Origin of the sequence: Marinobacter flavimaris, from assembly GCF_002933295.1 — a bacterium.
GTDB classification, from domain to species: domain Bacteria; phylum Pseudomonadota; class Gammaproteobacteria; order Pseudomonadales; family Oleiphilaceae; genus Marinobacter; species Marinobacter flavimaris.
Genome location: NZ_PSSW01000006.1, coordinates 1 through 26,887, shown reverse-complemented (window position 1 = coordinate 26,887; position 26,887 = coordinate 1). Strand labels below are relative to the sequence as shown.

Annotated in this window: 30 protein-coding genes and 1 pseudogene; 27 read left to right on the top strand and 4 right to left on the bottom strand. The window is 53.6% G+C overall.

Features of this window, described 5'->3' with window-relative positions; all coding sequences use genetic code 11:
- Positions 1–25: 25 nt before the first annotated feature.
- The 8 genes from ftsY (at position 26) to MDHKLMBL_RS12285 (ending at position 8,186) form a co-directional block, all read left to right on the top strand.
- Positions 26–1,216 carry a signal recognition particle-docking protein FtsY gene (ftsY, locus tag MDHKLMBL_RS12320; RefSeq protein WP_008175681.1) on the top strand — a complete coding sequence of 397 codons (1,191 nt, stop codon included), beginning with the start codon at positions 26–28 and terminating at the stop codon, positions 1,214–1,216.
- A gap of 29 nt (positions 1,217–1,245) precedes the next feature.
- Entirely contained in the window at positions 1,246–1,938 is a 693-nt protein-coding gene (ftsE, locus tag MDHKLMBL_RS12315) for a cell division ATP-binding protein FtsE (protein WP_104270915.1), read from the top strand.
- The gene (gene ftsX / locus MDHKLMBL_RS12310; protein ID WP_104270914.1) at positions 1,928–2,935 is read left to right on the top strand and encodes a permease-like cell division protein FtsX; all 1,008 of its coding nucleotides are present in this window, start codon (positions 1,928–1,930) and stop codon (positions 2,933–2,935) included. Before ftsE ends, ftsX begins: the two co-directional genes overlap by 11 nt.
- A 191-nt stretch (positions 2,936–3,126) precedes the next feature.
- Positions 3,127–3,987, top strand: a complete 861-nt coding sequence (rpoH, locus tag MDHKLMBL_RS12305) for an RNA polymerase sigma factor RpoH (RefSeq protein WP_008175688.1) — start codon at positions 3,127–3,129, stop codon at positions 3,985–3,987.
- A 239-nt stretch (positions 3,988–4,226) separates the two neighbouring features.
- Positions 4,227–5,138: an NAD(P)-dependent oxidoreductase gene (locus MDHKLMBL_RS12300; RefSeq protein WP_008175690.1), complete on the top strand. Its 912-nt coding sequence runs from the start codon at positions 4,227–4,229 to the stop codon at positions 5,136–5,138.
- Between the two features lie 7 nt (positions 5,139–5,145).
- Positions 5,146–5,925, top strand: a complete 780-nt coding sequence (hyi, locus tag MDHKLMBL_RS12295) for a hydroxypyruvate isomerase (RefSeq protein WP_008175692.1) — start codon at positions 5,146–5,148, stop codon at positions 5,923–5,925.
- Between the two features lie 103 nt (positions 5,926–6,028).
- Positions 6,029–6,709, top strand: a complete 681-nt coding sequence (locus MDHKLMBL_RS12290; RefSeq protein ID WP_008175694.1) for a winged helix-turn-helix domain-containing protein — start codon at positions 6,029–6,031, stop codon at positions 6,707–6,709.
- Positions 6,696–8,186, top strand: a complete 1,491-nt coding sequence (locus MDHKLMBL_RS12285) for a HAMP domain-containing sensor histidine kinase (RefSeq protein WP_053113260.1) — start codon at positions 6,696–6,698, stop codon at positions 8,184–8,186. Before MDHKLMBL_RS12290 ends, MDHKLMBL_RS12285 begins: the two co-directional genes overlap by 14 nt.
- On the opposite strand, the gene MDHKLMBL_RS12280 is transcribed toward MDHKLMBL_RS12285, so the two are convergent.
- Positions 8,180–8,461: a hypothetical protein gene (locus tag MDHKLMBL_RS12280; protein ID WP_008175698.1), complete on the bottom strand. Its 282-nt coding sequence runs from the start codon at positions 8,459–8,461 to the stop codon at positions 8,180–8,182. The two genes, MDHKLMBL_RS12285 and MDHKLMBL_RS12280, sit on opposite strands and share 7 nt — an antisense overlap.
- A 303-nt stretch (positions 8,462–8,764) precedes the next feature.
- Between MDHKLMBL_RS12280 and greB the strand changes: the two genes are divergently transcribed.
- On the top strand, positions 8,765–9,280 hold the full coding sequence (gene greB / locus MDHKLMBL_RS12275; RefSeq protein WP_053113259.1) for a transcription elongation factor GreB: 516 nt from the start codon (positions 8,765–8,767) through the stop codon (positions 9,278–9,280).
- Positions 9,281–9,390: 110 nt separating this feature from the next.
- A complete protein-coding gene (locus tag MDHKLMBL_RS12270) occupies positions 9,391–9,852 on the top strand; it encodes a hypothetical protein (protein WP_053113258.1) in 462 nt (153 codons plus the stop codon).
- A 9-nt stretch (positions 9,853–9,861) separates the two neighbouring features.
- Here the strand turns inward: MDHKLMBL_RS12270 and MDHKLMBL_RS12265 are convergent, their stop codons facing one another.
- From MDHKLMBL_RS12265 to MDHKLMBL_RS12255, 3 genes are all read right to left on the bottom strand, one after another.
- Positions 9,862–10,179 (bottom strand): site-specific integrase, encoded by a 318-nt coding sequence (locus tag MDHKLMBL_RS12265; RefSeq protein WP_053113257.1) that lies wholly within the window; start codon positions 10,177–10,179, stop codon positions 9,862–9,864.
- A gap of 133 nt (positions 10,180–10,312) precedes the next feature.
- A complete protein-coding gene (locus MDHKLMBL_RS12260) occupies positions 10,313–10,573 on the bottom strand; it encodes an acyl-CoA-binding protein (protein ID WP_053113256.1) in 261 nt (86 codons plus the stop codon).
- Between the two features lie 11 nt (positions 10,574–10,584).
- Positions 10,585–11,184, bottom strand: coding sequence for a hypothetical protein (locus MDHKLMBL_RS12255; RefSeq protein ID WP_104270913.1), 600 nt, complete (start codon positions 11,182–11,184; stop codon positions 10,585–10,587).
- 249 nt (positions 11,185–11,433) lie between these two features.
- On the opposite strand from MDHKLMBL_RS12255, the gene MDHKLMBL_RS12250 reads away from it, so the two are divergent.
- The 17 genes and pseudogenes from MDHKLMBL_RS12250 to MDHKLMBL_RS12170 all read left to right on the top strand — a co-directional run.
- On the top strand, positions 11,434–12,906 hold the full coding sequence (locus MDHKLMBL_RS12250) for an OmpA family protein (protein ID WP_158254287.1): 1,473 nt from the start codon (positions 11,434–11,436) through the stop codon (positions 12,904–12,906).
- A 349-nt stretch (positions 12,907–13,255) separates the two neighbouring features.
- Positions 13,256–13,522, top strand: coding sequence for a Flp family type IVb pilin (locus MDHKLMBL_RS12245; protein WP_104270911.1), 267 nt, complete (start codon positions 13,256–13,258; stop codon positions 13,520–13,522).
- A 71-nt stretch (positions 13,523–13,593) separates the two neighbouring features.
- Positions 13,594–14,061 carry a hypothetical protein gene (locus MDHKLMBL_RS20810; protein ID WP_146083414.1) on the top strand — a complete coding sequence of 156 codons (468 nt, stop codon included), beginning with the start codon at positions 13,594–13,596 and terminating at the stop codon, positions 14,059–14,061.
- Complete coding sequence (locus MDHKLMBL_RS12240; RefSeq protein ID WP_158254286.1) at positions 14,054–15,571, top strand: pilus assembly protein TadG-related protein; 1,518 nt, start codon at positions 14,054–14,056, stop codon at positions 15,569–15,571. Before MDHKLMBL_RS20810 ends, MDHKLMBL_RS12240 begins: the two co-directional genes overlap by 8 nt.
- A 35-nt stretch (positions 15,572–15,606) precedes the next feature.
- Positions 15,607–16,422, top strand: coding sequence for a TadE/TadG family type IV pilus assembly protein (locus MDHKLMBL_RS12235; protein ID WP_104270909.1), 816 nt, complete (start codon positions 15,607–15,609; stop codon positions 16,420–16,422).
- A gap of 110 nt (positions 16,423–16,532) precedes the next feature.
- Positions 16,533–17,150 carry a hypothetical protein gene (locus MDHKLMBL_RS12230; protein WP_104270908.1) on the top strand — a complete coding sequence of 206 codons (618 nt, stop codon included), beginning with the start codon at positions 16,533–16,535 and terminating at the stop codon, positions 17,148–17,150.
- 269 nt (positions 17,151–17,419) lie between these two features.
- Positions 17,420–18,358, top strand: a complete 939-nt coding sequence (cpaB, locus tag MDHKLMBL_RS12220) for a Flp pilus assembly protein CpaB (protein WP_104270906.1) — start codon at positions 17,420–17,422, stop codon at positions 18,356–18,358.
- 14 nt (positions 18,359–18,372) lie between these two features.
- Positions 18,373–19,695 (top strand): type II and III secretion system protein family protein, encoded by a 1,323-nt coding sequence (locus MDHKLMBL_RS12215; protein WP_158254285.1) that lies wholly within the window; start codon positions 18,373–18,375, stop codon positions 19,693–19,695.
- Positions 19,696–19,698: 3 nt separating this feature from the next.
- Positions 19,699–21,417, top strand: a complete 1,719-nt coding sequence (locus MDHKLMBL_RS12210) for a TadA family conjugal transfer-associated ATPase (protein ID WP_104270904.1) — start codon at positions 19,699–19,701, stop codon at positions 21,415–21,417.
- A complete protein-coding gene (locus MDHKLMBL_RS12205; protein WP_158254284.1) occupies positions 21,410–22,264 on the top strand; it encodes a type II secretion system F family protein in 855 nt (284 codons plus the stop codon). The genes MDHKLMBL_RS12210 and MDHKLMBL_RS12205 overlap by 8 nt, the downstream gene beginning before the upstream one ends.
- Positions 22,265–22,274: 10 nt before the next feature.
- Complete coding sequence (locus tag MDHKLMBL_RS12200; RefSeq protein ID WP_241956228.1) at positions 22,275–23,147, top strand: type II secretion system F family protein; 873 nt, start codon at positions 22,275–22,277, stop codon at positions 23,145–23,147.
- Positions 23,147–23,551: a DUF192 domain-containing protein gene (locus tag MDHKLMBL_RS12195; RefSeq protein ID WP_104270902.1), complete on the top strand. Its 405-nt coding sequence runs from the start codon at positions 23,147–23,149 to the stop codon at positions 23,549–23,551. Before MDHKLMBL_RS12200 ends, MDHKLMBL_RS12195 begins: the two co-directional genes overlap by 1 nt.
- A gap of 10 nt (positions 23,552–23,561) precedes the next feature.
- A complete protein-coding gene (locus MDHKLMBL_RS12190; RefSeq protein ID WP_104270901.1) occupies positions 23,562–24,020 on the top strand; it encodes a tetratricopeptide repeat protein in 459 nt (152 codons plus the stop codon).
- Positions 24,021–24,036: 16 nt separating this feature from the next.
- A complete protein-coding gene (locus tag MDHKLMBL_RS12185; protein ID WP_104270900.1) occupies positions 24,037–24,750 on the top strand; it encodes a TadE family protein in 714 nt (237 codons plus the stop codon).
- A gap of 35 nt (positions 24,751–24,785) precedes the next feature.
- Positions 24,786–25,763: an OmpA family protein gene (locus tag MDHKLMBL_RS12180; RefSeq protein WP_104270899.1), complete on the top strand. Its 978-nt coding sequence runs from the start codon at positions 24,786–24,788 to the stop codon at positions 25,761–25,763.
- A 217-nt stretch (positions 25,764–25,980) separates the two neighbouring features.
- On the top strand, positions 25,981–26,415 hold the full coding sequence (locus tag MDHKLMBL_RS12175) for a DUF4124 domain-containing protein (protein WP_241956227.1): 435 nt from the start codon (positions 25,981–25,983) through the stop codon (positions 26,413–26,415).
- A gap of 77 nt (positions 26,416–26,492) precedes the next feature.
- Positions 26,493–26,765 (top strand): annotated as a pseudogene (locus MDHKLMBL_RS12170) (DNA ligase); the annotation flags it as partial.
- Between the last annotated feature and the right edge of the window lie 122 nt (positions 26,766–26,887).

Here is a 26,887-nt window from a genome sequence, read left to right as displayed (position 1 = left end):
CATTCAGACTGATGGATTGATTTTTATGACGGCAGAGTGGATTTCAATCGGCCTCCTGGCCCTTCTTGTGCTCGTATTTGTCCTGGATATCGTCGGCAACCGTAGCCGGGCACCACGCCCCAAGCCGGTGCCGCAGCGCAAGCCCGAGGTTTCCAAAGGGCCGGCACCAGAGCCGGAAGAGGGCGAGATTGAAGCGCCTGCCGCAGAGCCACAACCAGAGCCGGTGGCTGAGCCGGAACCGACCCCAGAGCCCGAGCCCGCGGAAGAACCGCAGAAAGCACCGGAACCGGAGCCTCAGGTCAGCGTTTTCGAGCGCATCAAAAAGGGGTTGGGCAAAACCCGGGCAAGCCTGACCGGTGGCTTGTCCGACATGTTCTCGCTTGGCAAGAAAATCGATGAGGAACTGCTGGAGGAAATCGAGACTACGCTACTGATGGCAGACGTCGGCGTAACCGCCACTTCTGAAATCATCGACTCACTCACCGACAAACTTGAGCGCAATCAGCTCAAGGACGGCGAGGCCCTGCGAAAGGCTCTGAGGGATGAACTGCATGGTCTGCTGAAGGATGTCACCAAGCCACTGCAGATCGACTCCGGCAAGACGCCTTACGTGATTCTCATGGTGGGCGTAAATGGGGTGGGCAAGACCACCACCATCGGCAAGCTCACCAAGAAATTCCAGAACGAAGGAAAATCGGTCATGCTGGCAGCCGGCGATACCTTCCGTGCCGCTGCGGTTGAGCAGCTGCAGGTCTGGGGCGAGCGCAACAAGGTTCCGGTGGTGGCGCAACACACCGGCGCTGACAGTGCCTCGGTGATTTTCGATGCCATCCAGTCGGCCAAGTCCCGTGGTGTTGATGTGGTGATTGCCGATACTGCCGGCCGCCTGCAGAACAAGGACAACCTGATGCAGGAGCTGGAAAAGGTGGTCCGGGTTATGAAAAAGCTGGACGAATCCGCACCCCACGAGGTCATGCTGGTGCTGGATGCAGGCACCGGCCAGAACGCCCTGAGCCAGGCGCAGGTGTTCCAGCAGGCCGTCGGCGTCAGTGGCATTACGTTAACGAAACTGGACGGCACGGCCAAAGGCGGTATCGTGTTTGCCATCGCCCGTCAGTTGCAGTTGCCCATCCGGTTTATTGGTGTCGGCGAGCAGGTGGACGACCTGCGCAGTTTTGATGCCGAAACCTTTGTGGACGCCCTGTTTGACGAATAGCCCGGAATCCAGCCGCGCGGAAGCCGCCCATGATTGAGTTTCGCCAGGTCACCAAGCGTTACGACAGTGATCACACCGCTCTGCGACAGGTCAATTTTGGCCTGGAACGCGGCGAGCTGGCGTTCCTGACCGGCCATTCCGGCGCCGGCAAGAGTACCCTTCTGAAGCTGATCATGGTGATGGAGCGCCCCAGTGCCGGTGAAGTGGTGGTTGGGGGGCAGGTTCTGAACCGTTTGCCCCGACGCCAGATTCCCTACATTCGTCGTCACATTGGCGTGGTCTTCCAGAACCACCAACTGTTGTTTGATCGCACGGTGTTCGACAACGTCGCCATGCCACTGGAAGTCATGGGCGCCTCCCCCAGAGATACGGGTCGCCGCGTGCGCGCGGCCCTGGACAAGGTGGGTTTGCTGCAGAAGGAAAAAATGAACCCGATACAGCTCTCTGGCGGGGAGCAGCAGCGCGTGGGTATTGCCCGGGCGGTGGTGAACAAACCCCCGGTGCTGCTGGCGGATGAGCCCACGGGTAACCTGGACCCGGCTCTGTCTGCGGACATCATGAATCTGTTCGGGCAGTTCAGCCAAGTGGGTGTGACCGTGTTGATCGCAACCCACGACATCGCCCTGATCAACGAGATGGGGCGTCGAACGCTGAAGCTGGATCATGGCCGTCTGGTGGCCGGCGGCACGCCAGTTCTCGGGGGAGGTGTCCATGGCCGCTGATCCCCGCAAGAAAGCACAGTCTACCCGCGGCGCCAACCAGGCTCGCGCGCCCTGGCGTGAGCAGGCAGAAAGTTATTTCATCCATCACCGCAAGGTCGCCAGGGACAGTGCCAACCGCCTTTTGCATACACCGGTGGCGAGTCTGATGACGTGGACGGTCATGGGGGTTGCCCTGGCGCTGCCAGTGGCATTGCTGTTGCTGCTGACCAGTCTTCAGGGAGTCAGCGCAGGCTGGGAGAGCAGCGCCCGGGTGACCGCCTATATCGAGTTGGATGTGCCTCTCGAACGAGCCCGAGTGCTGGGTAACGAGATTTCCGGAGACGGCCGGGTGGCAGGTGTTGAGCTGGAGGATCGCGACCAGGCGCTTGCGGAGTTCCGCGCTTCATCGGGCCTGGAAGATGCTCTGGACTATCTCGAGGATAATCCGCTGCCACATACCCTGCTGATTACCCCGGAAGAGGGCGCCCGGTCCACTGAGGGTGTTGAGGGGTTGGTGCGGTTTATCGAGGGCATGGAAGGCATAGAGCGGGTTCAGGTAGACCTGGGCTGGTTGCAGCGGCTGAACGCCATGACGGATCTTCTTGCCCGTGCTGTCTGGGCGTTGGCGATCCTGCTTGCGGCGGCGGTTGTGCTGGTGATCGGCAATACCGTACGGCTTTCAATCGAGAGCCGTCGGGACGAGATTCTGGTTGCGAAGCTGGTGGGCGGAACAGACAGCTTCGTTCGCAGGCCCTTTCTGTACACCGGCGCCTGGTTCGGGCTCGGTGGTGGGATTGTTGCCCTGATATTACTGCAATTGTCACTTTGGTGGCTCAGCGGGCCCATAGAGCGGCTGGCAGGCCTGTACAGGAGCGACTTTTCCCTGGATGGGCTGCACATTGATGGCGCCCTGGCGTTGATAATTGTTTCGATGCTGCTAGGCTGGCTAGGCGCTTGGGTGGCCGTGAAGCGTCATCTGGATGACATGGAGCCGGGTGATATTGCCGGAGGAGCATGATCCGAATAACGGGAAAACCGTATTGAAGAGACAGCTTCTATTGGCGTAAGTTGTTAGATAGTAAAGCCACGGTGAATTTCCCAGATAGTTGTTTTATAACGTTTTACTGGGAATTTCGGGAACTTTCAGGGTTCTTGGCGGTCTAAAGGGTAATTGATATATTTAGGGCCGTTGGGTTCGGAGGTTAGAGCATGGGTACGAGTTTACAACTGGTTGACAGACTGGTTCCGGGTCAGAATCTCGAGTCTTATATTCAGGCTGCGAGCCGCATCCCGGTGCTCACAGTTGACGAAGAGCGGGAGCTGGCTGAACGGCTCCATTACGAGGGCGATGTGGAAGCCGCCCGTCAGCTGGTTATGTCCCACCTGCGCTTCGTGATTCACATTGCCCGGAGCTATTCCGGCTATGGCCTCGCTCAGGCGGATTTGATTCAGGAAGGCAACGTTGGCCTGATGAAGGCGGTCAAGCGCTTCAATCCGGAATACGGTGTGCGGCTGGTGTCTTTTGCGGTGCACTGGATCAAGGCAGAGATTCACGAGTTTATCCTGCGTAACTGGCGGATTGTTAAAGTGGCCACCACCAAGGCCCAGCGTAAGCTGTTCTTTAACCTTCGCAGCCAGAAGAAGAAGCTTGCGTGGCTCAGCCATGATGAGCTGAACGCTGTTGCCGAGGATCTGGGTGTCGAGCCCAGGGTTGTCCGCGAAATGGAAGGCCGGCTGGCGTCTCAGGATACCGCCTTTGACGGTCCTCAGGACGACGATGACGACAACGCCTATCAGGCGCCTGCGTACTATCTGGAAGACGCTCGCAGCAACCCGGCGACCCAGCTTGAGAACGCGGATTGGTCGGACGATTCCAATGGCCGGCTGATGCAGGCTCTGGGGCAATTGGATGAGCGCAGCCAGGATATTCTCCGGGAGCGCTGGTTGTCTGAAAGCAAGTCGACCCTGCACGAGCTGGCCGACAGGTACGGCGTCTCGGCCGAGCGTATACGGCAGCTAGAGAAGAATGCGATGAAGAAGATTCGCATGCAGATGTCAGAGGTGGCCTGAGTTATTGGCTAGCCACTGAGTACCTGAGTCGTAAAAAACGCCACCACCGGTTCCGGTTGGTGGCGTTTTTGTTTGTATAATCGGAAACTTTACCTTGGGGGCAGAAGCGATTGGGTGGGCCTTTCCAAAACACGCTGTGAATACGTCCATGTACGCTCGGCTCCGCCATCCATGGCTCCGCACGGTTTTGGAAAGGCCCACCCAATCCCTTCTCGAACCTTTGTGCAAAGGCCTGAAAAATGACTGATAAGCTCCCTAATATCGCATTTCTTGGCATCGGCCTGATGGGCGCGCCCATGACCCGTAACCTCCTGAACGCGGGCTTTCCGATGACCCTTTGGAACAGAACGGCCAGCAAGTGCGAGCCCTTTGCTTCTGAAGCAACCATTGCCAAATCCCCGGCGGAGGCGGTTGCCAATGCCGATGTGGTGATCACCATGCTGGAGAACAGCAATGTGGTGGAGCAGGTGCTGGTCGCCCAAGGCGCGATTGATGCCCTGAAGCCGGGCGCGCTGGTGATTGATATGAGCTCAATTCAACCTTCCGTGGCCCGGCGGCATGGCGAGTTGGTTGCAGAGCAGGGCGCTGGGTATGTGGATGCGCCGGTGTCCGGGGGGACTGTGGGCGCGGCTGAAGCCCGCCTGAGTATCATGGCGGGTGGCTCGGAAGCGGATGTGGATCGCGCCCGGCCGGTGTTCGAGGCGCTCGGCAAGTGCACGCGGATTGGTCCTGTTGGCGCGGGGCAACTGGCGAAGCTGGCCAATCAGGCTATTGTTGGTATCACCATTGGTGCTGTGTCCGAGGCGCTTTTGCTGGCGGCGAAAGGCGGTGCCGATCCTGCCGCTGTGCGGGAAGCGTTGCTGGGCGGGTTTGCCGGTAGCCGGATTCTGGAGCTCCATGGCCAGCGGATGATCGACCGGGAATTTGCACCCGGCGCGCCGGCTCGGATCCAGCTAAAGGACATGCGGATGATTCTGGATGAGGCCCGTGCGGAAGGGTTGACCCTGCCCCTGGCTCAACAGACGCACAATGAATACCTGTCGCTGGTGGCCAATGGCCACAGTGATGTCGACCACAGTGGCCTGTTGCTGGAGCTGGAGCATCTGAACGGTGCCCTGCTTGGCTCCCTTGGCCGCGGACCGAAGGAGTAAACACGCCATGCCCCGTTTTGCTGCCAATCTGTCCATGCTGTTCACGGAAGTGGACTTTCCCGAGCGCTTTGCCATGGCCCGGGCCGCGGGTTTTGAGGGCGTGGAATACCTGTTCCCCTATGCCTACCCCAAAGAGCGACTCGGCCAGATGCTGAGCGATAATCAGCTGACTCAGGTGCTGTTCAATCTGCCGCCCGGTAACTGGGACGCCGGTGAACGGGGCATCGCCTGCCTGCCGGACCGGGTTGAGGAGTTCCAGGCCGGCGTGGATCAGGCGATCGACTATGCCAAAGCCCTTGGCTGCCGGCAGCTGAACTGCCTTGCGGGGCTGAAGCCGGCGAACGTTTCCGATGACATTGCCTGGCAGACGTTGGTGAGTAATGTCGCCTGGGCAGCGGGCAGGCTGGCTGACGAGGGTATCACCCTGTGCCTGGAAGCCATTAACTCGCGCGTGGATATGCCAGGCTTCGTACTGGATACCTCCGGCAAGGTGCTCGCACTGATCGAGGAAATCGACGCGGACAACGTGCGCCTGCAGTACGACCTTTACCATATGCAAATCATGGAAGGGGATCTGGTGCGCTCCATGGAGTGTCTTTTGCCCTGGATCGGCCACATTCAGTTTGCGGACAACCCGGGGCGACATGAACCCGGCACGGGGGAGATTAACTTTTCGAATGTTTTTGCGGCCATCGATGCCATGGGATATGACGGCTGGGTAAGCGCGGAATACCGGCCTACCGGGGCAACCGGTGACAGTCTAGGCTGGTTTCCGGGGAAAGCCTGACCGTCGCCATTGGCGACACCCTCTTACAAGATCGTAACTGGCCGGGTTGCCAACTTCTTCGTACCCTTGTCGTTACTGTAATCCGCTATCGGGAGGAGAGCCGGTGAAAGCGCTGGTAATCGAAGACGATCAGGACGTTGCAAATTATCTTGTCAAAGGGCTGAAGGAATCCGACTTCGTGGTCGACCATGCAGCCGATGGCAAGGAAGGCATGATGATGGCGGCCAGCGAGGATTACGACATCATGATTGTAGATCGCATGCTGCCGGGAATGGACGGTCTGTCCATTATCAAAACCGTGCGTGCGACCGGAAACCAGGTGCCGGTTCTGATTCTCAGCGCCCTGGGTGATGTGGACGACCGCGTGGAAGGTTTGCGTGGCGGCGGCGATGACTACCTCACCAAGCCGTTTTCATTCACCGAATTGTTGGCCCGTATCGAATCCCTGGTGCGCAGAAATCGGCAGTCGGCGGAAACCGAGACCGTACTGCGGGTCGCCGATCTCGAAATGGATCTGCTTGCACGCACGGTAAAGCGGGCCGGCCAGAATATTGATGTCCAGCCGCGGGAGTTCCGTCTGCTGGAGTACCTGATGCGTAATGCCGGCCAGGTGGTCACCCGGACCATGTTGCTGGAGAAAGTCTGGGATTACCATTTCGATCCCCAGACCAACGTCATCGACGTACACATCAGCCGGCTGCGAGCCAAGATCGATAAGGAATTCGATACACCCTTACTGCAGACCATCCGGGGTGCAGGGTACATGTTACGTGAAACTGCTTAGCCAGCTCAGGACCTCGTCCTTCCAGCTAGCCCTGCTGTACATGGTGGTGTTTGCCACCTCGGTATTTCTGTTACTGGCCTTTATCTACTGGCGTACGGCGGGCTTCATGACCGCCCAGACCGACGAAACCATTGAAGCGGAAATCGCCGGTCTGGCGGAGCAGTATCGTGGCCGAGGCGTGAATGGCCTCATCACCATCATCCGTGAGCGTGTTGCCCGCGACCCCAACGCCAAATCTATCTATCTGCTGACCACCGACGACTTCCTGAAGCTGGCCGGCAATATAGAGACCTGGCCGGAAGGCAGCCGTTCAGAGAGCGGCTGGATCAACTTCACCCTGAACGAATCCGTCGGCTGGACCGGGCCCGAACGCCTCGCCCGTGCCCGGATCTTTGAGGTTCAGGGTGGCTTGCGCCTGCTGGTCGGGCGGGATGTCGACGAACTCACTAACCTCAAGCGGGTAATTGAAACCGCCATCAACTGGGGTATGGGGATCACCCTTGCCCTTGCGCTGCTTGGTGGCTTCCTGATGAGCCGCAGTACGACCCGGCGTATCGAGGTTATCAACAACACATCACGTCGGATCATGAACGGCCACCTTTCCCTGCGGATACCAACCCGTGGCACCGACGATGATTTCGACCAGCTGGCGGAAAACCTCAATCAGATGCTGGACCGGATTGTGTATCTGATGGAGGGCATCCGGCACGTTTCCGACAGTATTGCCCACGATTTGCGCACGCCCCTGACCCGACTCCGCAACCAGCTTGAAAACACGCTGATGTCGGTGGATAACGACGAGGCGAGGGAGCAGGCCGGCCGCGCCGTGGCGGAGGCCGATCAGCTGCTGGCCACCTTCAACGCATTGTTGCGCATCGCCCGCCTGGAAACCCGTGGTAATACCGCCGACATGAAACCTGTGCCGCTGGATGAGTTGGTCACCGATGCCTGTGAGCTCTATGAGGCCTTGGCTGAGGATAAGGACCAGTCGTTCGAGCAGGGCCTGGAAAGCGGAGTGATGATCGAGGGCGACCGCGACCTTCTGTTCCAGATGGTCAGCAACCTGATTGATAACGCTATCAAATATACGCCGGAGCATGGCGTTATAGGCGTATCTGTTCGGCGCGAGGGTGCCGATGCGGTGTTTGAAGTCCGGGACAGTGGAATCGGTATTCCCGATGCCGAGAAAGACCAGGTCTTCCAGCGGTTTTACCGGGTAGGCAAGAGCCGTTCTTTACCGGGTAATGGTCTGGGCCTGAGCCTTGTGAGCGCTGTTGCGGAAATACATCAGGGCCGGATTGTCCTGAGCGATACGCATCCCGGAGAGGCGTCGCCGGGGCTGACCGTGGCTGTGAAGATTCCCGCCTTTACCGAAGCCCGCAAACGCATTCGCGCGGCCCAGGCGGAACAGCCGGCAGATTCAGCGGCCGGGGAAACCCGGGCCGCCTCTCAATCAACCGGCGTAAATACTCACTGACTGGCGCGAAACCGGTTGATCCTCGACAGCACCGGGGCAACCAATGCATCTCTGCGCGACTCGATTTCGTGAGTAATCCTTTCAACCTGGGAGCGGCGACGGTTCACGCGTACCTGAATGCTGTCCCATTCACCTTCCAGGTGCTTCTGCTCTACCGCCAGAAAAGCCGCAATGTTGTGGCGGTTGATCTTGCCGGTAATCCCGTACTGGTCCAGCCGGTAGCCTATGGCATCCACGCCATTAAGCGCCAAGTTCAGCAGGGTCTGAGTGTTCATATTGGTATCTCCGTGAATGGAAGCGGTAAAAATCTGTATGACGCTAACGCTATGCTCAGGACCTAGAGTGTGCAACCTAATTCCGACTTCGCGGGTCTTCATATTCCCTGACCAAAAGGTAATTCCTCGGCCACTCCGGTGTAATCCAGGCTGTGCATAATGGAAACTGTAGCTTTGGAAGCCTGCACGATTTGTTGCTTGCTTCTCCCTCCAGCACAGCGCTAGCCTTACCCCGTTTTTACGGGGTTTTTTTATGCCCTTCCCATTTCTGATTCCCATCTGGCAGAGGACGTTGCAAAACCAATGACCCAGGTTCCCGGTAATGGCGGCCCCCGCCCGCGATACATCACGCCGGAAGGCGAGCGGGCCTTGCGTGATGAATTGCAGTATCTCTGGAAGGTAAAGCGCCCGAAAGTCACCCAGGCCGTGCGTGAAGCCGCCGCCCTTGGCGATCGGTCCGAGAATGCCGAGTACATCTACGGCAAGAAGCAGTTACGGGAAATCGACCGGCGGGTGCGTTTCCTCAGCAAACGCCTGGAAGAGCTTACCGTGGTTGACCGTTTGCCGGATGACCGGGACAAGGTGTTTTTTGGCGCCTGGGTGACGGTGGAAGACGAGGACGGTGATGAGCAGACCTATCGGCTGGTCGGCGCGGACGAGTTTGATCTGAACAAAGGCTACCTCAGCATCAACTCACCCCTGGCCCGGGCCCTGATTGGCAAACGCCTGGACGATGAAGTGAGCGTTCGCACCCCGGAAGGATGGAAGTCGGTGTTCGTGGTTGGTATCCGCTATCAGGCACCGGCCGACCACAAGTGAATAATGTCACAAAATTGGCGAGTGCCCGGGCAGGTTGTGTGATTTGTCGATAGACTGATCAAAATTTGTCAAAACTGTACGCAGACAGGATAGTCTGTTGGGGAAAAGCCATGGGTATGCGTGGAAACGCCAGGAGCGTTCAGAGCAGGGTGGGCACACCGCTGGTGTTGGCGGGGCTGCTAGTGGTTCCGGTTTATACGGGCGGCGCGTTTGCGCAGGGCGACGGTGAGGACAGTGCGTTTCAGTACGAGGAGCGCTCGACCATCGACACCATCCCCCTGAGTTCCATGGAAGAGGAGACCCTGGCCAACACGGTGATCGAAGGTGGTTTGACGGCCCCGGCTGCGGGTGTGCCGCTGAAGCCCCGGGTTGAGGACGATTTTTACCTGGATCCGCTGGGCCTTCGCCCCGGTGACAGCCGTACCGACCTTGGCCGTTCCCAGATTCCGGTGGAGTTCCGGTTCAGCAATCCCAAATCCATTCCCGGGCAGACCCACAGCAACAACTACGTGATCCGTCCACCCGAGAACCGCACCTACGACGCTCTGAACATCAATATGAACGAGCGCTGAGGCAGATTATCAGGCTGCGGCGCAGCCGTTGTCCCCGGCGGACGTCTTACCCAGTACATCCTCATAGAAAAATGTCAGGGCCTGGCTGGCCTGATTAAACCGCGCCCGGGATACTCGCATACCATTGGTGAGGTACTCCAGAAACCGCTGGCGGTCTTCGTTGGCAAGCGCATCCGGATCTTTCAGATCGCTAAACAGCACGAATCGGGTGATCCAGTGGAGGTAGGTTTGCTCTGAGCGGTGATTGAGCTTGTGCTTGTGGATTGCGTCCTTGACCCGGCCCACAAGGCCTGGCTGGGATTGTTCCAGCGCCTCGGTGATGTCCATAAATTACTCTTCCTGATGAATTTGTATTGTTATTTTGCGCGCATCTTATGACAGGCAATTTACGAGCGCAAAGCAAAATTCAGGAAGATTGACTCTGGTCATTTTATGACCAGAGTCTGGGCTGGAAACACGATTACTTCACGGCTTCGAGTTTGTCGATGTACTTCTGCATGGCCTCATCGCTGGACATGCCTTTCAGCTTCTCCCAGGCATCAAACTTGGCGCGGCCGACAAAATCCATCATGCCCGGACGCTTGCCGGACACATCGCCCTCGGTGGCCTGTTTGTAGAGGGCATAGAATTCCAGTTTCATCTCGTTGGAGGGTTTGAAATCGCCCTCGGCAGTCTGGATGTAGTTGACGGCTTCGTCGAAGCGGGTTTTCAGGTCACTCATATCCGATTCCTCTATCTGGCTTCTGTTTCATAAAGTGCCCTCACCTCAGCGATGTGGGGCCGCACTGCCTCAATATCCCTGACGGGGGCGTTGCGAGCCATTTCACTGGAGCTGATGGCACCTTCCATCATTGTACGGATGTTTCGCATGTCGGCTTCAGGCAGACCCTCTTCAAGTGAAGCCATGTAGCTTTCCATTGCTCCTGTATCAACTGCTGGCTGGCCTTCCATGTCGATTGCCATGTACGCCGTGAAAATACGGTCGCCAATCCGGCTCCACTGTTCGAGGTTCTCGAAGCCGTGACTCTCAACCACGTTACTGACCTTTTTGAGAGTGGGTGGATGGTTGCTGAGTTCGTCTACGAAACCCGAATATACGCTGGTGAAATCCATATTCCAGTCTTCATCATCGTCTGAGAAGTCTGTTGCCTGGTTTCCCGCAATTTGGTCAAGAAGATTAGTGACTTCTTGCTGGCTGGCCATAAACGATTTAATGGTAGAGCTTTTGAGGCTGTCGGCCATGGCTGGCATGACCAGCAGCCACAGCGTAAATACCATTGAAAGTTGAAGGCAACGGCGGTGGATATCCGTGCGAGGTGCATGGGTGTGCATCGAAAGTTCCTTCTTTCTGTGGATGTGTAGTTCTCGTCCTTTACGAGCCGGAGAGCAAAACCGGCGCGAGAGGATAATCTACAATATTTCCCCATCGCCAGAAAGCTGGCCCTTCCTTAAACACGCCCCATGTCTCAGAACTCTGCTCCAGCCAGATCACTGCTTTGCTCGAATGGGAGCGTGGTGACATGATGTGCCGTGCCGCTGCCCGGATCGGCAGCCTTTCTTGACGCTGAATAAGGAATGTTCATGTTTCTGAGAGTGCTTTTCCTACTGACGTTTTCTCTTTTTGCTCCATTAGTGATCGCCGAAGAGCCAGACCATCCGCTCCTGACTCGCTATCCAGGTGCAGAAATCGATGAGTGGCTTTATACCGAATACGAGAAAGTCGACCTGCCAACGGGGCCCCTAGACGCTGGAGGCAATTTGCACATCGATACCCTGGTTGGTGATCTCACAAGAATAGTTTACGAAATTGAGAGTGTTTCCACGCTGAAGGTATTCGAAAACTACAGAGGTGCACTCAAGGAATCGGGTGCACAGTTGGTATCGGTTTGTGAATTGGATGAGTGTGGAGATAAGGATTCAGGCCTGCATGAGCTTGCCGCGAGCGTGGCTGGTGTCAGCTACTTCGGCAGTAACTTTTATCGTAAACCGTATTTCCTCCGGGCAAGCCTCTCTGGCGCGCAGGGCATGGTGCATGTCGGCCTTTTCGTGGGAGGTTTTGACGGTGACGTGAGGGTGCAGCAGGTCGTTGTAGAAGAGGTGCCCCGCCAGAACACCCTGATTTCCGTTTCCGAAGAGTACCTGTCTCGCGCGCACAAGGATGCGGCCACTGGAGATCAGCGAACAGCCGAAGAGAAGAAGCAGGATCACCCCATGATGGCGCGATACCCAGGCGCCCGACTTTACCGATCCCGAACGGTTGAGTACGAGAAAATGTCGCTTCCTCTCACCGTTCTGAACTCCGAGGGGGTCGCGTCTGAAAACCTGGACCTGACTGGCGATATCACTCAACACTCTTATCAGATAGAGAACGTTTCAACGCTGAAGGTGTTTCAAAATTATCTCGAGGCGATCGAAAAGCTCGGTTTTACGTTGGAGTATGCCTGTGAAAAGGCTGAATGTGGTGGAGACGATGCTTCGGAAGCGTTGGGCGAGCGTCTTGCAGTCACCGGCGATGTTGAGAATTATTTTCGAGACCCTCACTACCTGATTGCCAGCCGTGAGGTTGCGGAAGGGCGCGTTGTGGTCGGAATATACGCGGGTGGGTTTGAAGGCGAAGTCTGGCTGCAGCAGGTTGTCATTGAAGAGACGGGCACTGAGAACGACCTGATTGAGGTCAATGCGGATCAGCTCTACCAGGAAATCGAGCGATCAGGTAAAGCGCTTGTTTATGGAATCTATTTCGATACGGATTCAGCTGAAGTAAAGGAAAACTCCGCTGAGGCCCTGGAGGCTATTTCGGAACTGATGACTTCCCACCCCGAGCTGGATCTATACGTAGTGGGGCACACGGATGACACTGGAGAAAGCGACTATAACCTGAGCCTTTCCGGCCGACGGGCGGCTTCGGTTGCCGAGGTGCTCACCGCCCAGTACTCGGTAGAGAGTGGACGACTGGCCGCGGCCGGCGTTGGGCCTTATGCTCCGGTGGCTGGTAATGAGTCGAAAGAAGGGAAACGTCTTAATCGGCGTGTCGAGCTGGTTCGCAGGCTTTAATGATGTTGCGCCCTCGGGCCAAAACAGCAAGCACGCCGAAGAACTGGCTAATGTGGTTAAGTTCTCGGTTTTTTAATAAACGTGAACGGAATATTGACGGTTTAGAGATGGCAGAGTAGTCTTCTTCCAAGCTGATCAGGACGTCAGCAGGCTAACACATGGAAGTGAGTCGAGTTTTGCCCTTACGGATTAGGGTATCTTACCTTACGGTTTTCTCTTCGCACTGTTCCCCCAATAGCCCCTCGTGTGTCACGGATTATGTCGGCCGCAAAGCCTTGGCAATGGATCCGTAATACCGCTGCTACTGACTGGCTGCCTAATGGACTAATGGTTTTTCAGGGAGATTTTTATGCAATCGGTAAGAATTCGCCGCATTCGCGGTCAAGGCATGACTGAATACATCATCATCGTGGCACTCATCGCTGTTGCGGCTATCGGCGTTTATCGTCTGTTCGGCGATACCGTCCGTCAGCAAATGGCCGGTTTGGCCAATGAGCTTTCGGGCGAATCTGGTAAGAGTGCCAGGGACGCGGCAAAAACCTCTGCAGATAATGCGGAGACGGCAGCCAAGACCAAAAAAGATCTGTCCAATTACTACGACGGGAATCAAAAGTAGAGGCTGCTGCGATATATTCGGGGCTGTCAAGGCAGTCCCCGACCATCATAAAACTTCTTCGGGGATTTATTATGAAGGCTGCGCGATTACTGATCGCCATTGGCATCTTGGTTTCATCATCTGCTGTGGCAGAGCCGTATGCGCAGTGGGGTGTTTTTGCTGATGGCACGCCACTCTCGGAAATCGATGCGAGCGTTAAAATGCCCTCAGCCTCGGATGTTCCGATCCCACTCGCACCAGGTGGCGTATTTGTTGGCGGTGGTGGAGATTCCGACTGCACGATCGGAATCAGAAGCAAGCAATCAGTTGAACAAGTATGTACTTTCTATCGCTCAGTATTAGATTCATCAATCTATCAGAGAGTTGAAGATCTGGAGATCGAAGGGCATCCCAGTTGTGCCATTTATGAACACGGGGATGTAAAAAATGGTGCCGGAGTCTGGGTTTTCGAGAGTACAGATCCACTTTTTGTTATTAATGGCAGCACTTTGATCCATGTGAACTATCAATCAGAAGATGGAAAAGCATGCGATGTCTGATGTGTTGTTATGTGAAAAAAAAAGCCTCAAGAACCGATCTTTAGCTAACATAAATTCTTTGAAACAACGCGGGAGTATCCTCGTTTATTATCTCTCGTTGTTGGCTTTATTGGCGCTCATTATTAGTTACTCGTTCAATGCTAGTCGTATTTCTTCAGAGAAGACTCGGTTGCAAAATACATCCGATGCTGCGGCATTCAGTGTGGCAACGGTTGAGTCCAGAGATCTTAACTTTAAGGCTTACACCAATAGGGCTATGGTTGCCAATCAGGTCGCCATCGCGCAATCGATCAGCATAGTTTCTTGGGCCAGGTTTATTGATCGATTTGTGAGCAACCTGTCTCATATAACAAGTTTTTTCCCGCCTCTTCGGGCAGTTTTCGCGGGGATCTCAAGCGCTGTTTCATCGGCAGTTCGAGGGTTGGATAGCGCGATCAACGTAGTTATTTTCGGTATCAATTTTCTAGAGCAACAACTCAGCAACGCTCAACAAATACATCATCTCGGCACAGTACTAATGGCGCGAGAAATATTTACTAATGTTGTTAAAAAAAATGATCCCGATGTTGATCGGTCAATTACCCTTCAGCACTCATTGTTTATTCAAAGATATCTTAAGAACCATGAGTCTTTCACTCAGAGGTACAGCCCGGAAAAAGTCACAAGGACATTGAGATCTCGCAGCCGGCAGAAGTACACCGAAAATAAAAACCGTATGGATGAGTTTCGTTCGGTGACTTTGCGTTCAAGGGACGGGTTCTCCAGAAACAGAACCTACAATTGGATGGGAACGGTCTACATTCCGTTTGATTTCCGAGTCAAGATACAGAAAACCGGTGGCAGTGAACTGACCGGGAGCTCCAGGAAGCCGGATGAACACGGCAACTATTACACTTGGTCAGCGATGGATACTATGGCTTTTCATGGAAGCTATTATCGTTGCAGTTGGACAAGTGGATGCGGTTGGCGCTCCTGGCGAGAATTCTTGCCTGTCGCCTGGGGGGCTGCGGCCACTGGTGGGGAGCGACCATTTGATTTTTTCAGGGGATTGGGTGGCCGAAACCGCTACGCGAACTCCTATAGAGTGAACCGTTGGGCCTCTCGTTTGGCGGCATTGGAGTTCAATCGAAATGGATCGACTGGTGTCTTTAATGGCTTGCGTGCTTTCTACGATATCAAAGAGGACGGTCTGATCAGTGAAGCACCAGGCGTCGCAGTACTATTGACGAAACCTCACGGAAACAGTGGCGTCAGGACGTCCAAGTACACCGACTTTGGCAGCGGCTCCAGCAATCTCGATGTTGAGGGCGCTGGTGGATTGCATAAAAACAGATTGTCTGCATTGAGTCAGGCCGTCCCTTACTTTTCTCGGCCGAATGGCATAAACGTTTTTCGCCGATCAGATCGTTTGAGGGAATACGGCAACCTCTACAATCCGTTTTGGCAGCCACGCCTGTCTAAGCTTGAGGATAAGAACCGGATGTTACGGCTGGCGGCAACCCTTCTATAGTTTTTGAGAATCTTCAATGTCAGGGAGTGACATCGATGAAAACAACAGAATGCCGAGGGCATAGGGATCAATCAGGGCAGGCCTTGGCCGAGTTTCTTGTTGTGGCAGGTTTTGTACTAGTGCCCCTGGCCCTTGGAACCGTTTTCCTGATGAAAATCGGCAATACCCAGCACGAGATGCAGGAAGCGGCTCGATACGCTGCCTGGGAGCGTACAGTATGGTCGCCGGCTGGAAATAGCCCACATCAAAAAGTGAACACTGTTGTTCTGAACGAGACGGTTGCGCGAGTTTTGGGCGAGCCCGAACGCCCCATCGATAGTCGTGAAGATGGCCGAACGGTTGCCCCAAGCGGCCGTCAACTTGACCCTATGTTGAGTGTAAATATGGGGGCAGGCATTCGGCGACCGGTCTTCAAGGAGGAGTCTGGCGCTCTACAGGCTTTTTCGTTCAGTGACGCCAAAGCTGCCAGTGGTGGCGTCGCAGGGGCACTCGGCAAAGTTGTCGCCTTCGGTTTGGATCTCAATGAAAAAGGGCTCCAGACATCCACATTAACCTGGAAGCATGATTGGATTCCTGCACTGGATTTCGGCTGGCAAGCTATTTCGAGCAGCAGCACAAATACGCTCCTCACCGAAAGCTGGAATGCGGGTTCCCCCGCGCGCATTGAGGATTCGATTGATGGCATCGTTGCAACCAGTCTGGTTTCAAATCTTGGTATTGCGTCAGCCTTGGGTAAGCTGTCTGGTTTGGCGCGATTTAAAGATTTCAGAAAACTGGAACTGGGGAAGATCGATGTGGATAGATTACCGTGCCACCGCTTAGCGAAGGCTAGGGGGCGGCAGTCATGTTGATCAGACAACTCCCTCTATCAGGAAGCCTTTACCGAACGTGGGTTTATCGGGCACTGAGAACAGTGGTTATCTGGGGTGTTCCAGCTCTAGTGTGGATGCCAGCATCAGCAATGGAATGGCCTGAGTTTCCCTCTCCGGAAAGTGTCAGCGTAGTCATTGTGGGCGAGGATATGCGTATCAACGGCCTGCCAACAAAAATCTGGGAGTTCTCCACTGCTCAACCACCTGAGGAGGTACTGAGTTACTATCGTCGAGAATGGAAAAAACCGGCGGTCCCCGACAGCCCCGGGTTTATCGAAGAGGAAGCTGGAGGTTGGCAGGTTATCAGCCGATCGGAGGATCCATACCTCTACACAGTTCAGGTCGTGGAATCGTCAATGGGATCTTCAAAAGGGTTTCTTGCGGTATCCAGGCCGATGGAATTGGTCGGTTATCAGGCGGATGGTTTTGCCAAGCCCGCGGGATCGGAAATTCTGTCAGATGTGTTTTCTGACGATGCCGGCAAGCGCGGGCGAGTAATACAGTTCAAGAACTCCCAGTCGATCGAAGCGAATTACAATTTCTACCGGAATCGCTACTTAGCCGATGGCTGGGCAGAGCTCTCGGAATTGCCGGCGGATAGAAATAAGGCTTTGCTGCTGATGAATAAAGGCAGCGGTGAAATCAGTATCGTTTTCAATCGGTTTGAAAATGAGAGTTATGGGGTATTGGTGGAAAGCTATGACTAAGCGTTGGGAGCACAGGATGCTTCGTGGCAAATGCTTAGCCGACCGGAAATTTTTTCGTTCAGATCAGTCTGGGGCTTCAACCGCAGAATACCTCGTTGTCATGATTGTGACAGTGGCAATGTTGTTTGTGCCGATACCGGGTCAGAATGAATCTGTGATGGAAATGATGATCCAGGGATTCAAGGATAGTCATCACCATTACGTCTGGGGTATGTCTTACCCATTGTAGAAGGGAATATTTCGTAGTTTGCCAAGGATGGAACTGTTTAATGGCTGGTTTTCTTAAAACAGGCGGCCTAGTGCTGCTCGCTCTGCTTTTTGCCGGACTTGCCGGTTGGGGCACACTCTCTTACCTAAACACTCGTGAAGCGGAATTGCAGCAAGCCGCTGCATCAATGGATGGGCCGTCCGTTGAAGTGGTGGTTGCCAGTACGGCTGTCAGTCCCGGTGAATCGATCACCCTCGATAATATGGCCATCGCCGATATTCCACAGAAATACTTGCCTCAGGACGCGATAGCTCCTCAAGAGTTCGAGTTATACGCGGAGAAGACCATTCTTGTTCCTCTCGACCCCGGGCGACCTTTGCTGAAGTCCTACATCTCAGGCCTGAGTCATCAATCCAGTTTTTCCGCGCAGCTAAAAAAGGGTTGGCGGGCTATGACGTTGCCTGTCGATGAACTCAATGCCGTGGCCGGAATGCTCGAAGCCGGCGATTTTATTGACCTGGTGATTTCAGGTGAGCTGGAGGGAGCAAGTTCTGACTCTAAAGACTATGTGCTCCGACGCCTGATGGAAAAAGTCCAGGTTTTGGCAACAGGCACCATGACAAGAATTGACGCCAAATACGCCAAGGCCAATGGTGTTTACCCGGAGGAGCCATTCTTTGGAACCATCACGATTGCTGTTCCCGCTTATCTGGTCACCGAAATTCTTATGGCTCGCGAAAAGGAAACGCTCAATATCCTTTTGCGTCATCCGAACGATCAGAGCGTTGCATCCTACCCGGGTGGATCCAGAGGCTTGAAGTCGGATGCGGCAGGAATCGAAAGCATCGGGGGGAAAGCGGAGAACGGTTTGCTTGAGGCTCGATATGAAATGCTCGAGCCAGGTGAATCCAACGGTGGCATTGATCGATACCGGTTGGCTCAGAAATTCCGAGGCAGTGTCGGTTCGGTTCTCAACCAGCATGCAATTGTGTCGGAGTGACAAGGATGTTTGACATGATAATCAACCTGGAAAAGCTGTTAGCCCGAAGATTGCTGCTGGTATTAATTCTCGGATTTCAGGTTTCTTCTCTTACCGCAGCCGAAACGACCTATGTATCAATGTTTGTCGGTCAAGTGCGTGTCTTTGATCTGGCAAACGTGAAAAGAGTGGCTGTTGGAAATTCCGACGTCGTTAATTATCGGGCACTGGATAACGGCCAATTGCTTTTTATTGCCGATGGTGTCGGCGAGAGCACGGTGGAAGTCTGGACGGCCGGTGAGCGAAGGACACGATTCGTTGTGACGGTTTTCCAGCAAAACCTCTCCCGAGCCTTGAGGGCTGCGCGGGAATTTGCAGAGAGGATCCCCAATCTTCGACTGGAGCAGGTAAACGGAGTTTTGATCTTCGAGGGCGAGATTTCTCCTGAGGACAGAGAAAGAGTCACCCAGCTTTCAGCTGCGTTACCGGGAAGCCTCGATCTGACTACGGAAAAAGCGTTCACCATGAAAGACATGGTGTTGATGAACGTGCAGATCATTGAGGTAAATCGTAAAGCAGCCGAGCAACTTGGTATCCGCTGGGGCCAGGTTGCGGCGGGGCCATCGGTAGGACTGTACGCGCCGTTTGGGACCAATTCACGGTTTGCCGTTTTTTCTCCCGATGCAAATGATTTTTCTGAGGAGATTCTTACTGCGGTCGGTGGCGCCGGAGTAGACAGTTTCTATGGCTATGCCGGCCTGAGTAGTGGTCTGGGTTCCCAGATTGATTTAATGGCAGAAAGCGGCGAAGCGTCGATTCTCGCCTCTCCCAAGCTGGTGACCCGAAGTGGGGAGTTAGCGGAATTCAACTCTGGCGGTGAGCTCCCCTATCAGACGATTGATGAGTTGGGCCGGCCTGTCATCCAGTTTCGCTCCTACGGGATCGCCCTTGAAATCGAGCCTGTAGTCGATGGAGAGGGCAACATCATGACAAGCATCGCCGCGGAGGTAAGTTCCATAGATCGTGCTAATCAGGCGGGAGACACGCCTGGTCTGTTGACCAGAAACGTTGCGAACGTCATTAACGTCAAGGCCGAAGAAACCATCGTTATCTCCGGTTTGGCGGCCGCCAACACCTCTGACCAGTCGACAAAAATGCCCTTTCTTGGAGACATTCCTTTTCTCGGCGCGTTGTTCCGATCTACCGAAACGATTGAGGAAAAAACGGAAATTGTCATGTTTGTGACTCCGCAGCTGATATCAGCGGACAGCCAGAAGAACAGGGAGCTGTTGGAACTGGGGCGCCGGATGTCCAAACCCTGGGCGGATGGAAAACTGAACGAATCGTTGATGGATTAAGCCATGTTCGAGATACAGGTAGCTTCAAAGAGGGGCAAGGTTCTTCAGAAGGTCCACTGCGCAGAGGAGAAATGCCGAATTGGACGCGACCGCGACAACATGATTGTTCTTCAGGGACGGAAGGTCGGTGGAGTACATGCCTGGCTTTCAGAGCGAGAAGAAGGCGTTTTTATCGAAGATAACTTTTCAAGAACCGGTGTAATCGTAAATGGTGCCAAGGTTTCCGTTCATGGCCCCATAAAGCTTGAGGACTCGATAGTAATCGGAGATTACGCTCTTCAGGTTATCAGCAAGCGATCTCAAGGCAGTTCTGCTTGCGAGACTGCCGGCATAAGCCAGCAAACCGGATTGTTCTCACCGGTTTCCGCAAACAAATCCGAGTCGGAAGCAGTCTCTAAGTCCAGTGTCTCTGAGCACGAAGAACTCTATGCGACCTGGCGGGTCTGCGTTCGAGACCGGCTCGTTAAGCTCCTTGATCTGCGACGGATTGATGTTAATAACCTGAGTGACGGCGAGCTGCGAGCGGTTATCGGGGAAGCAATTGATCGAATTGTTAATGACGCAGAGGACCTGCCTCTGGAAATCGACCCTGAAGAACTTGCCAGGCAGTCTCTTGCAGAGGCTGTGGGGCTGGGGCCACTGGAAGAATTACTCGCCGACGACTCGATAACAGAAATCATGGTTAATTCGGCCGATCAGCTGTTTTTTGAACAGAATGGACGCTTGAAAAAATCCAATGTGACATTCAGCGACGACAAGGCAGTCATCAGTGCAATTGAAAGAATCGTCGCTCCATTGGGACGGAGGATTGACGAAAGTTCGCCAATGGTGGACGCAAGGTTGGCAGATGGATCACGAGTAAACGCCGTGATCCCTCCCCTCGCATTGAAAGGGCCGAGCATCACTATCCGTAAATTCGCCAAGGAAAGATTGAGAGCTCAAAACCTTATTGATTTCGGATCCGTCAGCGCTGCGATGATCGAGTTCATCGAGATTGCGGTGAAAGCTAAAAGAAATGTGATTATCTCGGGTGGCACCGGATCGGGCAAAACCACTCTGCTTAATGTGCTGTCGAATTTTATCCCTGATTCTGAGCGAATCATTACGGTCGAGGACGCGGCCGAGTTGAGTCTGGTTCAGCCGAACCTTGTGGGCCTGGAGGCAAGACCTGCTAATCAGGAGGGTAAGGGCGTCGTTTCCATCCGGGATCTGGTCAAGAACTGCCTGCGAATGAGGCCAGACCGGATCGTGGTGGGAGAGTGCCGGGGCGGGGAGGCGCTGGATATGTTACAGGCCATGAATACCGGCCATGACGGATCACTCACAACGATTCACTCCAATTCTCCGCGTGACTGCGTATCAAGGCTCGAAGTCCTGGTGATGATGAGTGGCTTTGAGATGCCGTTGGCTGCTATCCGTGAGCAAATCTCTTCGGCAGTAAATATTATCGTGCAGCAAACCCGGTTCTCCTGTGGTAGTCGAAAAGTGACATCGATTACCGAAGTGACCGGTATAGAGGGGAATACGGTTCAGTTGGCGGAAATCTTTCGCTTCCGCCAGACAGGTTATGGAAGTGATGGGAAGGTCAGAGGGGTGTTCGAAGCAACGGGTCTTATTCCGGAGTTCTACGAAAAGCTGGCAGAACAGGGAGCCCGTGTTGACCTGTCGATTTTCGATCGACGGCCGGAAAATCATCAAGAAAAGGAAGTCAGGCATGTCTGACACCGTATTGGTTGCCGTTTTTGCTTCCTCACTGCTAGCCCTTCTGCTCGCGGCTATCTGTTTTTATTACATTAAAATTGGTGTCCAGCGATACGAAGAGAGATTCACTGAGGCTGCACGAGCAAACCTTTCAGACCTGTTCATTTTTATCGATCCCAAGAAGCTTTATATCGCAAACATCGTTTCGCTTTTGCTGGTATTCATTATTGCCTGGTTGGCTAGCGGAGCCATTGTAATTGCCCTGATTGCAGCGACTGCTGGTGCCTGGTTCCCGAGTTGGTTGTATGGATTCTTCCGTTCACGACGGCGCAACCAGTTTTTGTCCGATTTGCCGGACTTTCTTCTTGCCCTTGCAAACAGCATGCGGGCCGGGGGCAACATGTCCACCGCTCTGGACACTGTTCTCGCCGAGATATCGGGACCGATCAGACAGGAGTTCGGCCTGCTCCAGAAAGAACTGCGAATGGGTACAGAGTATCCGGTCGCGCTGGATAATCTCTGTGATCGGATGCCTCTGCAGGAATTGGTCCTGGTGACATCAGGTATCAAGATATCCCGGGAAATTGGAGGACAACTGTCCGATACGCTTGAGCGACTTGGGCAGACGATTAGACGGAAACTTGAAATGGAGGGGAAGATCAGGGCGCTCACGGCACAGGGGAAATATCAGGGAATTGTGATGGCAGCACTTCCTCTGTTTCTTGCCTTGATCATCTATCACATTGAGCCATCAGCCATGTCCAGATTATGGACAGATCCCGTCGGATGGGGAGTTTGCGCCGTCATCATCGTTTTCGAACTCCTCGGATATCACTTTATTAAAAAAATCATAACCATTGATGTCTGAGGCCCAGATAATGACTCTCATGAAATCGATGTTGTTTGTCGCCGCCTTCCTGGCAGTCGCGTTCTTCATTCTCGCGATACGAAATATCAAATCGTCTGTTCCGGACTCCCAGCGTGATTACATGGACCCTTTACCAGCCGGCTTGCGGGTCATGTGGCCTGTGGTGAGGGTTTTTGCGTTCTATCTGGGGGAGCGTTTTCCTACCGATGTCCTTGAATACTATTATCGGCAGATGCGTCGGTCAGGCGTTGCTTACTTGATGACGGCGGATGAGTTTGTCGGGCTCAAGATTCTTGCGGCCATTTCTGCGTCTGGTGTTTTTGCGTTGATGATGTGGCTTCTGGAGGCGTTTACCCCTTTTTACCTGCCTCTCGCATTTATTGTGGGGTGGGTTATGCCTTCTCTTTCCCTCAGGGACCGGCGCAAGAAACGAGAAACAATGATATTGAAGCAACTGCCAACCTTTCTGGATTTTTTGACAATGGCGGTCCAGGCCGGAATGAACCTTTCCGGCGCAATGACCCAGGCAATCGAGAAAGGGCCTGCAGGGGCATTAAAACTGGAGCTTGAAAAGGTCATGCGGGACATACGGGCTGGCATGCATCGGGTGGATGCACTCCGCGCGCTGGCAGAAAGACTGGAGTTGAAGGAAATAACCAGTTTTGTAACCGCAGTTGCACAGGCAGAGAAAACAGGGAGTAGCTTGGGCGAAACGTTAAAGATTCAGGCGGATCAGCGTCGAGTGGAGCGGTTTCAGCGCGCGGAAAAGATGGCAATGGAAGCGCCGGTCAAACTGATCTTCCCTTTGGTGGCATTTATATTTCCGATGACATTTATCGTACTCGGGTTTCCGATTGCGATGAAATTTTTATATGAAATGTAATGCCGGTTTCAAAGGGCTTTACCCGGCGAGCCGAAGAGAAACTTGTGTTGTTTGACGCTACGTATCGAAGATCCACGTTGGAGTCCGGGAATGGCTATTGCATAACGATCGGTCATGCCGACACTTGGATGAAACGACTCATGGGTTTCAAGAAAGAAGGTTTAGCGAGAACGATCGATGGCCTCCTTATATACCCGTGTTCCTCAATACACACGATTGGCATGACCTTTGAAATCGACGTGTATTTTCTGGATAAAAAACGTCGCTTGATTCGCAGTTACTTCAACGTGCGGTCCGGACGTTGCTTGTTTGTCCCGGGTGCAAAATATGTATTGGAATTAAAGGCGGGTGAAGTCGTATCGCCGGTTCTAAAAGTTGGCGAATACTTGAATTTTGAACAGTAAAGGTCCTGATATGGGTTTAAAAGCCAGTGTGCAGAAGTTTCGTCTTCTTATTTTGGGGGTAATGTTTCTCGTTGCGGGCTGCGCATCCACGCCCGGAAAGAAAGAGAACTCAGAATTTGCTTTCTGGTTGGAGAAAGCAGCTGCCCAGTACGAGACGGGATTGCTCACTGAGGCTGAGGCGTCCTACCGGAAAGTGTCTCGGATCCGACCCGATTCTTATGAGCCGTGGCTTCGGTTAGGCAATATTTATGTGCGGACTGGCCAATTGGAGGCGGCGGTCAGGATGTTTGAAAAATGCACAGAGCTACGTCCGGACGATATTCGTGGCTGGAGCAACCTCTCCTTGACGAGGCTCAAGCAGAGTCTTGCTGTTCTGGACAACGCACAGCATTACTTTCCGAGTGATACACCTGGTTCCGCAATACTGGCTCGTTCCCGGGAAGCACTGATTGAACACTTGGTGAAATAGGGCGGGAAGCGCAACCATGAAGAGACAAGGACGTCACTTCAAGCAACAAGGTTCTTTCATCATAGAGAGCGTGTGGTTGTGGCCAATTCTGCTCATGCTAACGCTTGGCATAATTCAGATGGGCTTCCTCTATAACGCCAAGTCCACTATGAACAATGCGACTTTTCAGGCTGCGAGAGAGGGCTCGATCACCCACGCAAATAAGGCTGCAATGGAAAAAAAACTGGCCGAGGCCATGGCCCCGTTATATCTGAGGGATGCCACCTACTCGGAACTGATTATCAGGCGAACGTCTTTGTATGCAGCGATGAAGGTACCCGCAGCGCCAATCGGTAAGGTGGACATTATTTCTCCGACCAAGGCCATTTATAAAGAGTTTGAGCGAGCCCAGCACTACCTCGATAACAATAGGCGAGAGAGACGAATCAAGCAGATGCCAAACGATAATCTCAACGTGCGAAGCGCTTCGGAGAAGGTTGTGAAGGCAGGGACAGGCACTGTGAGAATTAATCTTCAGGATGCGAATTTGCTAAAGATTCGTGGGCATTGGTGCTACGAAATGATTGTGCCATTTGTAAATTATCTTATTTATCAGACCTATGCGAGCCTACCAGGCGCTAAAAACCCTCACTGGAGGGCGTGCAGAGCATTATCCCTCATAAATAGCTCATATTATCTGCCTGTCAGCGCTATGAGTGTGGTTCGAATGCAAACGCCAATCCGCTGGTAGTCTTTGGGCGCGCATTTTTAAAAGGAGTTTCTTTCATGAAATGGATCATTTTACTCAGGCTCTTTCCAGCAATCGCGTGTTTGTTTTCTGTGCCCCCCAGCTCAGCTGCGTCGATATCAAGCCAACTATATAAAGGCTTGGATGGTGCGCATGAATACTCGAGGCAGCAGACAGACTTTGGTCAATACGAGCTCGTGCTGGGCACGTTGAATTACCTGTACCCAAGTTCGCCTGGTGAGACTGAAGGTTTCAAGGCAGATAAATCCAGAATTTACGAAGGAAAAATCGATAGAAGGGTTCTGGATCTCCCATCCCATATTGGCTCTTTGACCGCGTTCAGCCTGGCTGAAAAGGTTCTTCGAAAAGAGGGTTATCGGATCGCGTTTTCTTGTGAAGGTAGCTCATGTGGCTCGATCAAGGGATGGAGCGTCTTTTATCCCGATCAAGCAGATGGGGCGCAATCGGATCAGTTCTACATATCCGCTACCTACCCTGAACATGGGCCATTGGAACGCGTTTTTTCCGCCCACATTTCCAGAATCGGTAAAAGTGTGCGGGTTACATTTGATGAAGTGACGTTGCTCGTGGACATTGAACGATCTATCCAGAACTACGCAGACTCGGTCTTGGCGCATTGGTCAAAGAGCGATCTCGGTCAGAAATTACCTGTTCCAGGGTATGGGTTGGGTAGCCATGAGCTGACAGAAACGATGAAGCTCAAGTTCAGAGCCATTGCCAAGATTATCGACAGCGAATCTCATTTCGCTGTCAGATTGCTGGGATACACAGACCCACTGGGTGAGGAAGCGCAGAATGAAAAACTTTCGTTCGATCGCGCAAAATCGGTCGCCGATTTCCTGTTTGCGTTGGGAATATCAAGCGGTTCTGTGAGCTTTGAAGGGCGAGGCGTCTTCAATGATGCAGGGAAACGCGCATCAAGAAAAGCTGCCCCGGAACATCGAAAAGTAATAGTAGTCGCATACCCAAAAAAGGAAGTAGGTAGTTTAGATTAGCTTTTTATGTGTGATTTTTGGTGCAAGGGGTTTTTATAACCGATTTGAACGTCTGGAAACACACTACTAAGAATATAATTGAGATCTTTGGTATCTTGCGCTTGCCGGCATTCTTTGAAGCAAAGTTGAACATTATTGCAGCAAGAATCAACAACCACATAAAACTGATCAACATGGAATGCTAGGTTTTGGTCGAAAAGGAGCTTCTGTGAAATCAATGGTAATCTTAATATTGCTTATCCCCCTCTCCGCAAACGCAGGCGTCTACAAATGGGTTGACGCCAATGGCCAGACCCATTTCGGAGACCGTCCACCGGCTAAAGCGGCATCAAGCGAAGTTAAAGTTCACTCCGCCCCGGCCAGCGTAGATGCGGGTGCCAGGGAACGGCATCAGAAGATGACCGATTTTCTGGATCAGCAGCAGGAAGAGCGTGAGGCGCGGCAGGCGGCGAATGCCAAGGCTGAAGAGAAAGCGGAGAAGCAAGCCGAGCTGTGCAGAAAGCTTCGGGCGCGCCTCAAGTTTCTTGCCAGCGTTTCGACCTTCTACAACATCAACGATCAGGGCGAGCGGATTTATGTCAATGAGGCCGAGAATACCCGTATTCGTGAGGATTTCCGGGAAAAGGTGAGGAGCACCTGCGGAAACGACTAATACGCGGATGCTGACCAGGGGCGGAAAGGAAAGTCTGACCTCTGTAGGAAAAAGCAACTGAGAGCAAAGGAATTGCCATGCCGTTTCGATTGTTCAGCGCCGCGCTGCCGGTGCTGATTTCCCTTCTGTTTTCCCCCGTGGCGGTAGCGAAACAGCCCGAGCTGACACTCGCCAACGTGTATCAAAAGGGCATGCCGCTGGACGGCTACTGGGTCAGTGAAAAGCTCGACGGGGTGCGAGCATACTGGACTGGCGAGCGATTTCTTTCCCGTGGCGGTCATGAGTATCGGGCACCCGGTTGGTTCACCAGAGGGTTTCCGGCACGTCCCCTGGACGGTGAGCTCTGGATTGTCAGCAACAGTGCTAAAAGTCCGTAAATTGTCAGGATAGATTGTCCTCCCGACCCGCATGGCCTTTTCTTGAAGGTGACGAAACCTGAAAGGAAAAGACTCATGCAAAGCCGAGAGGACTT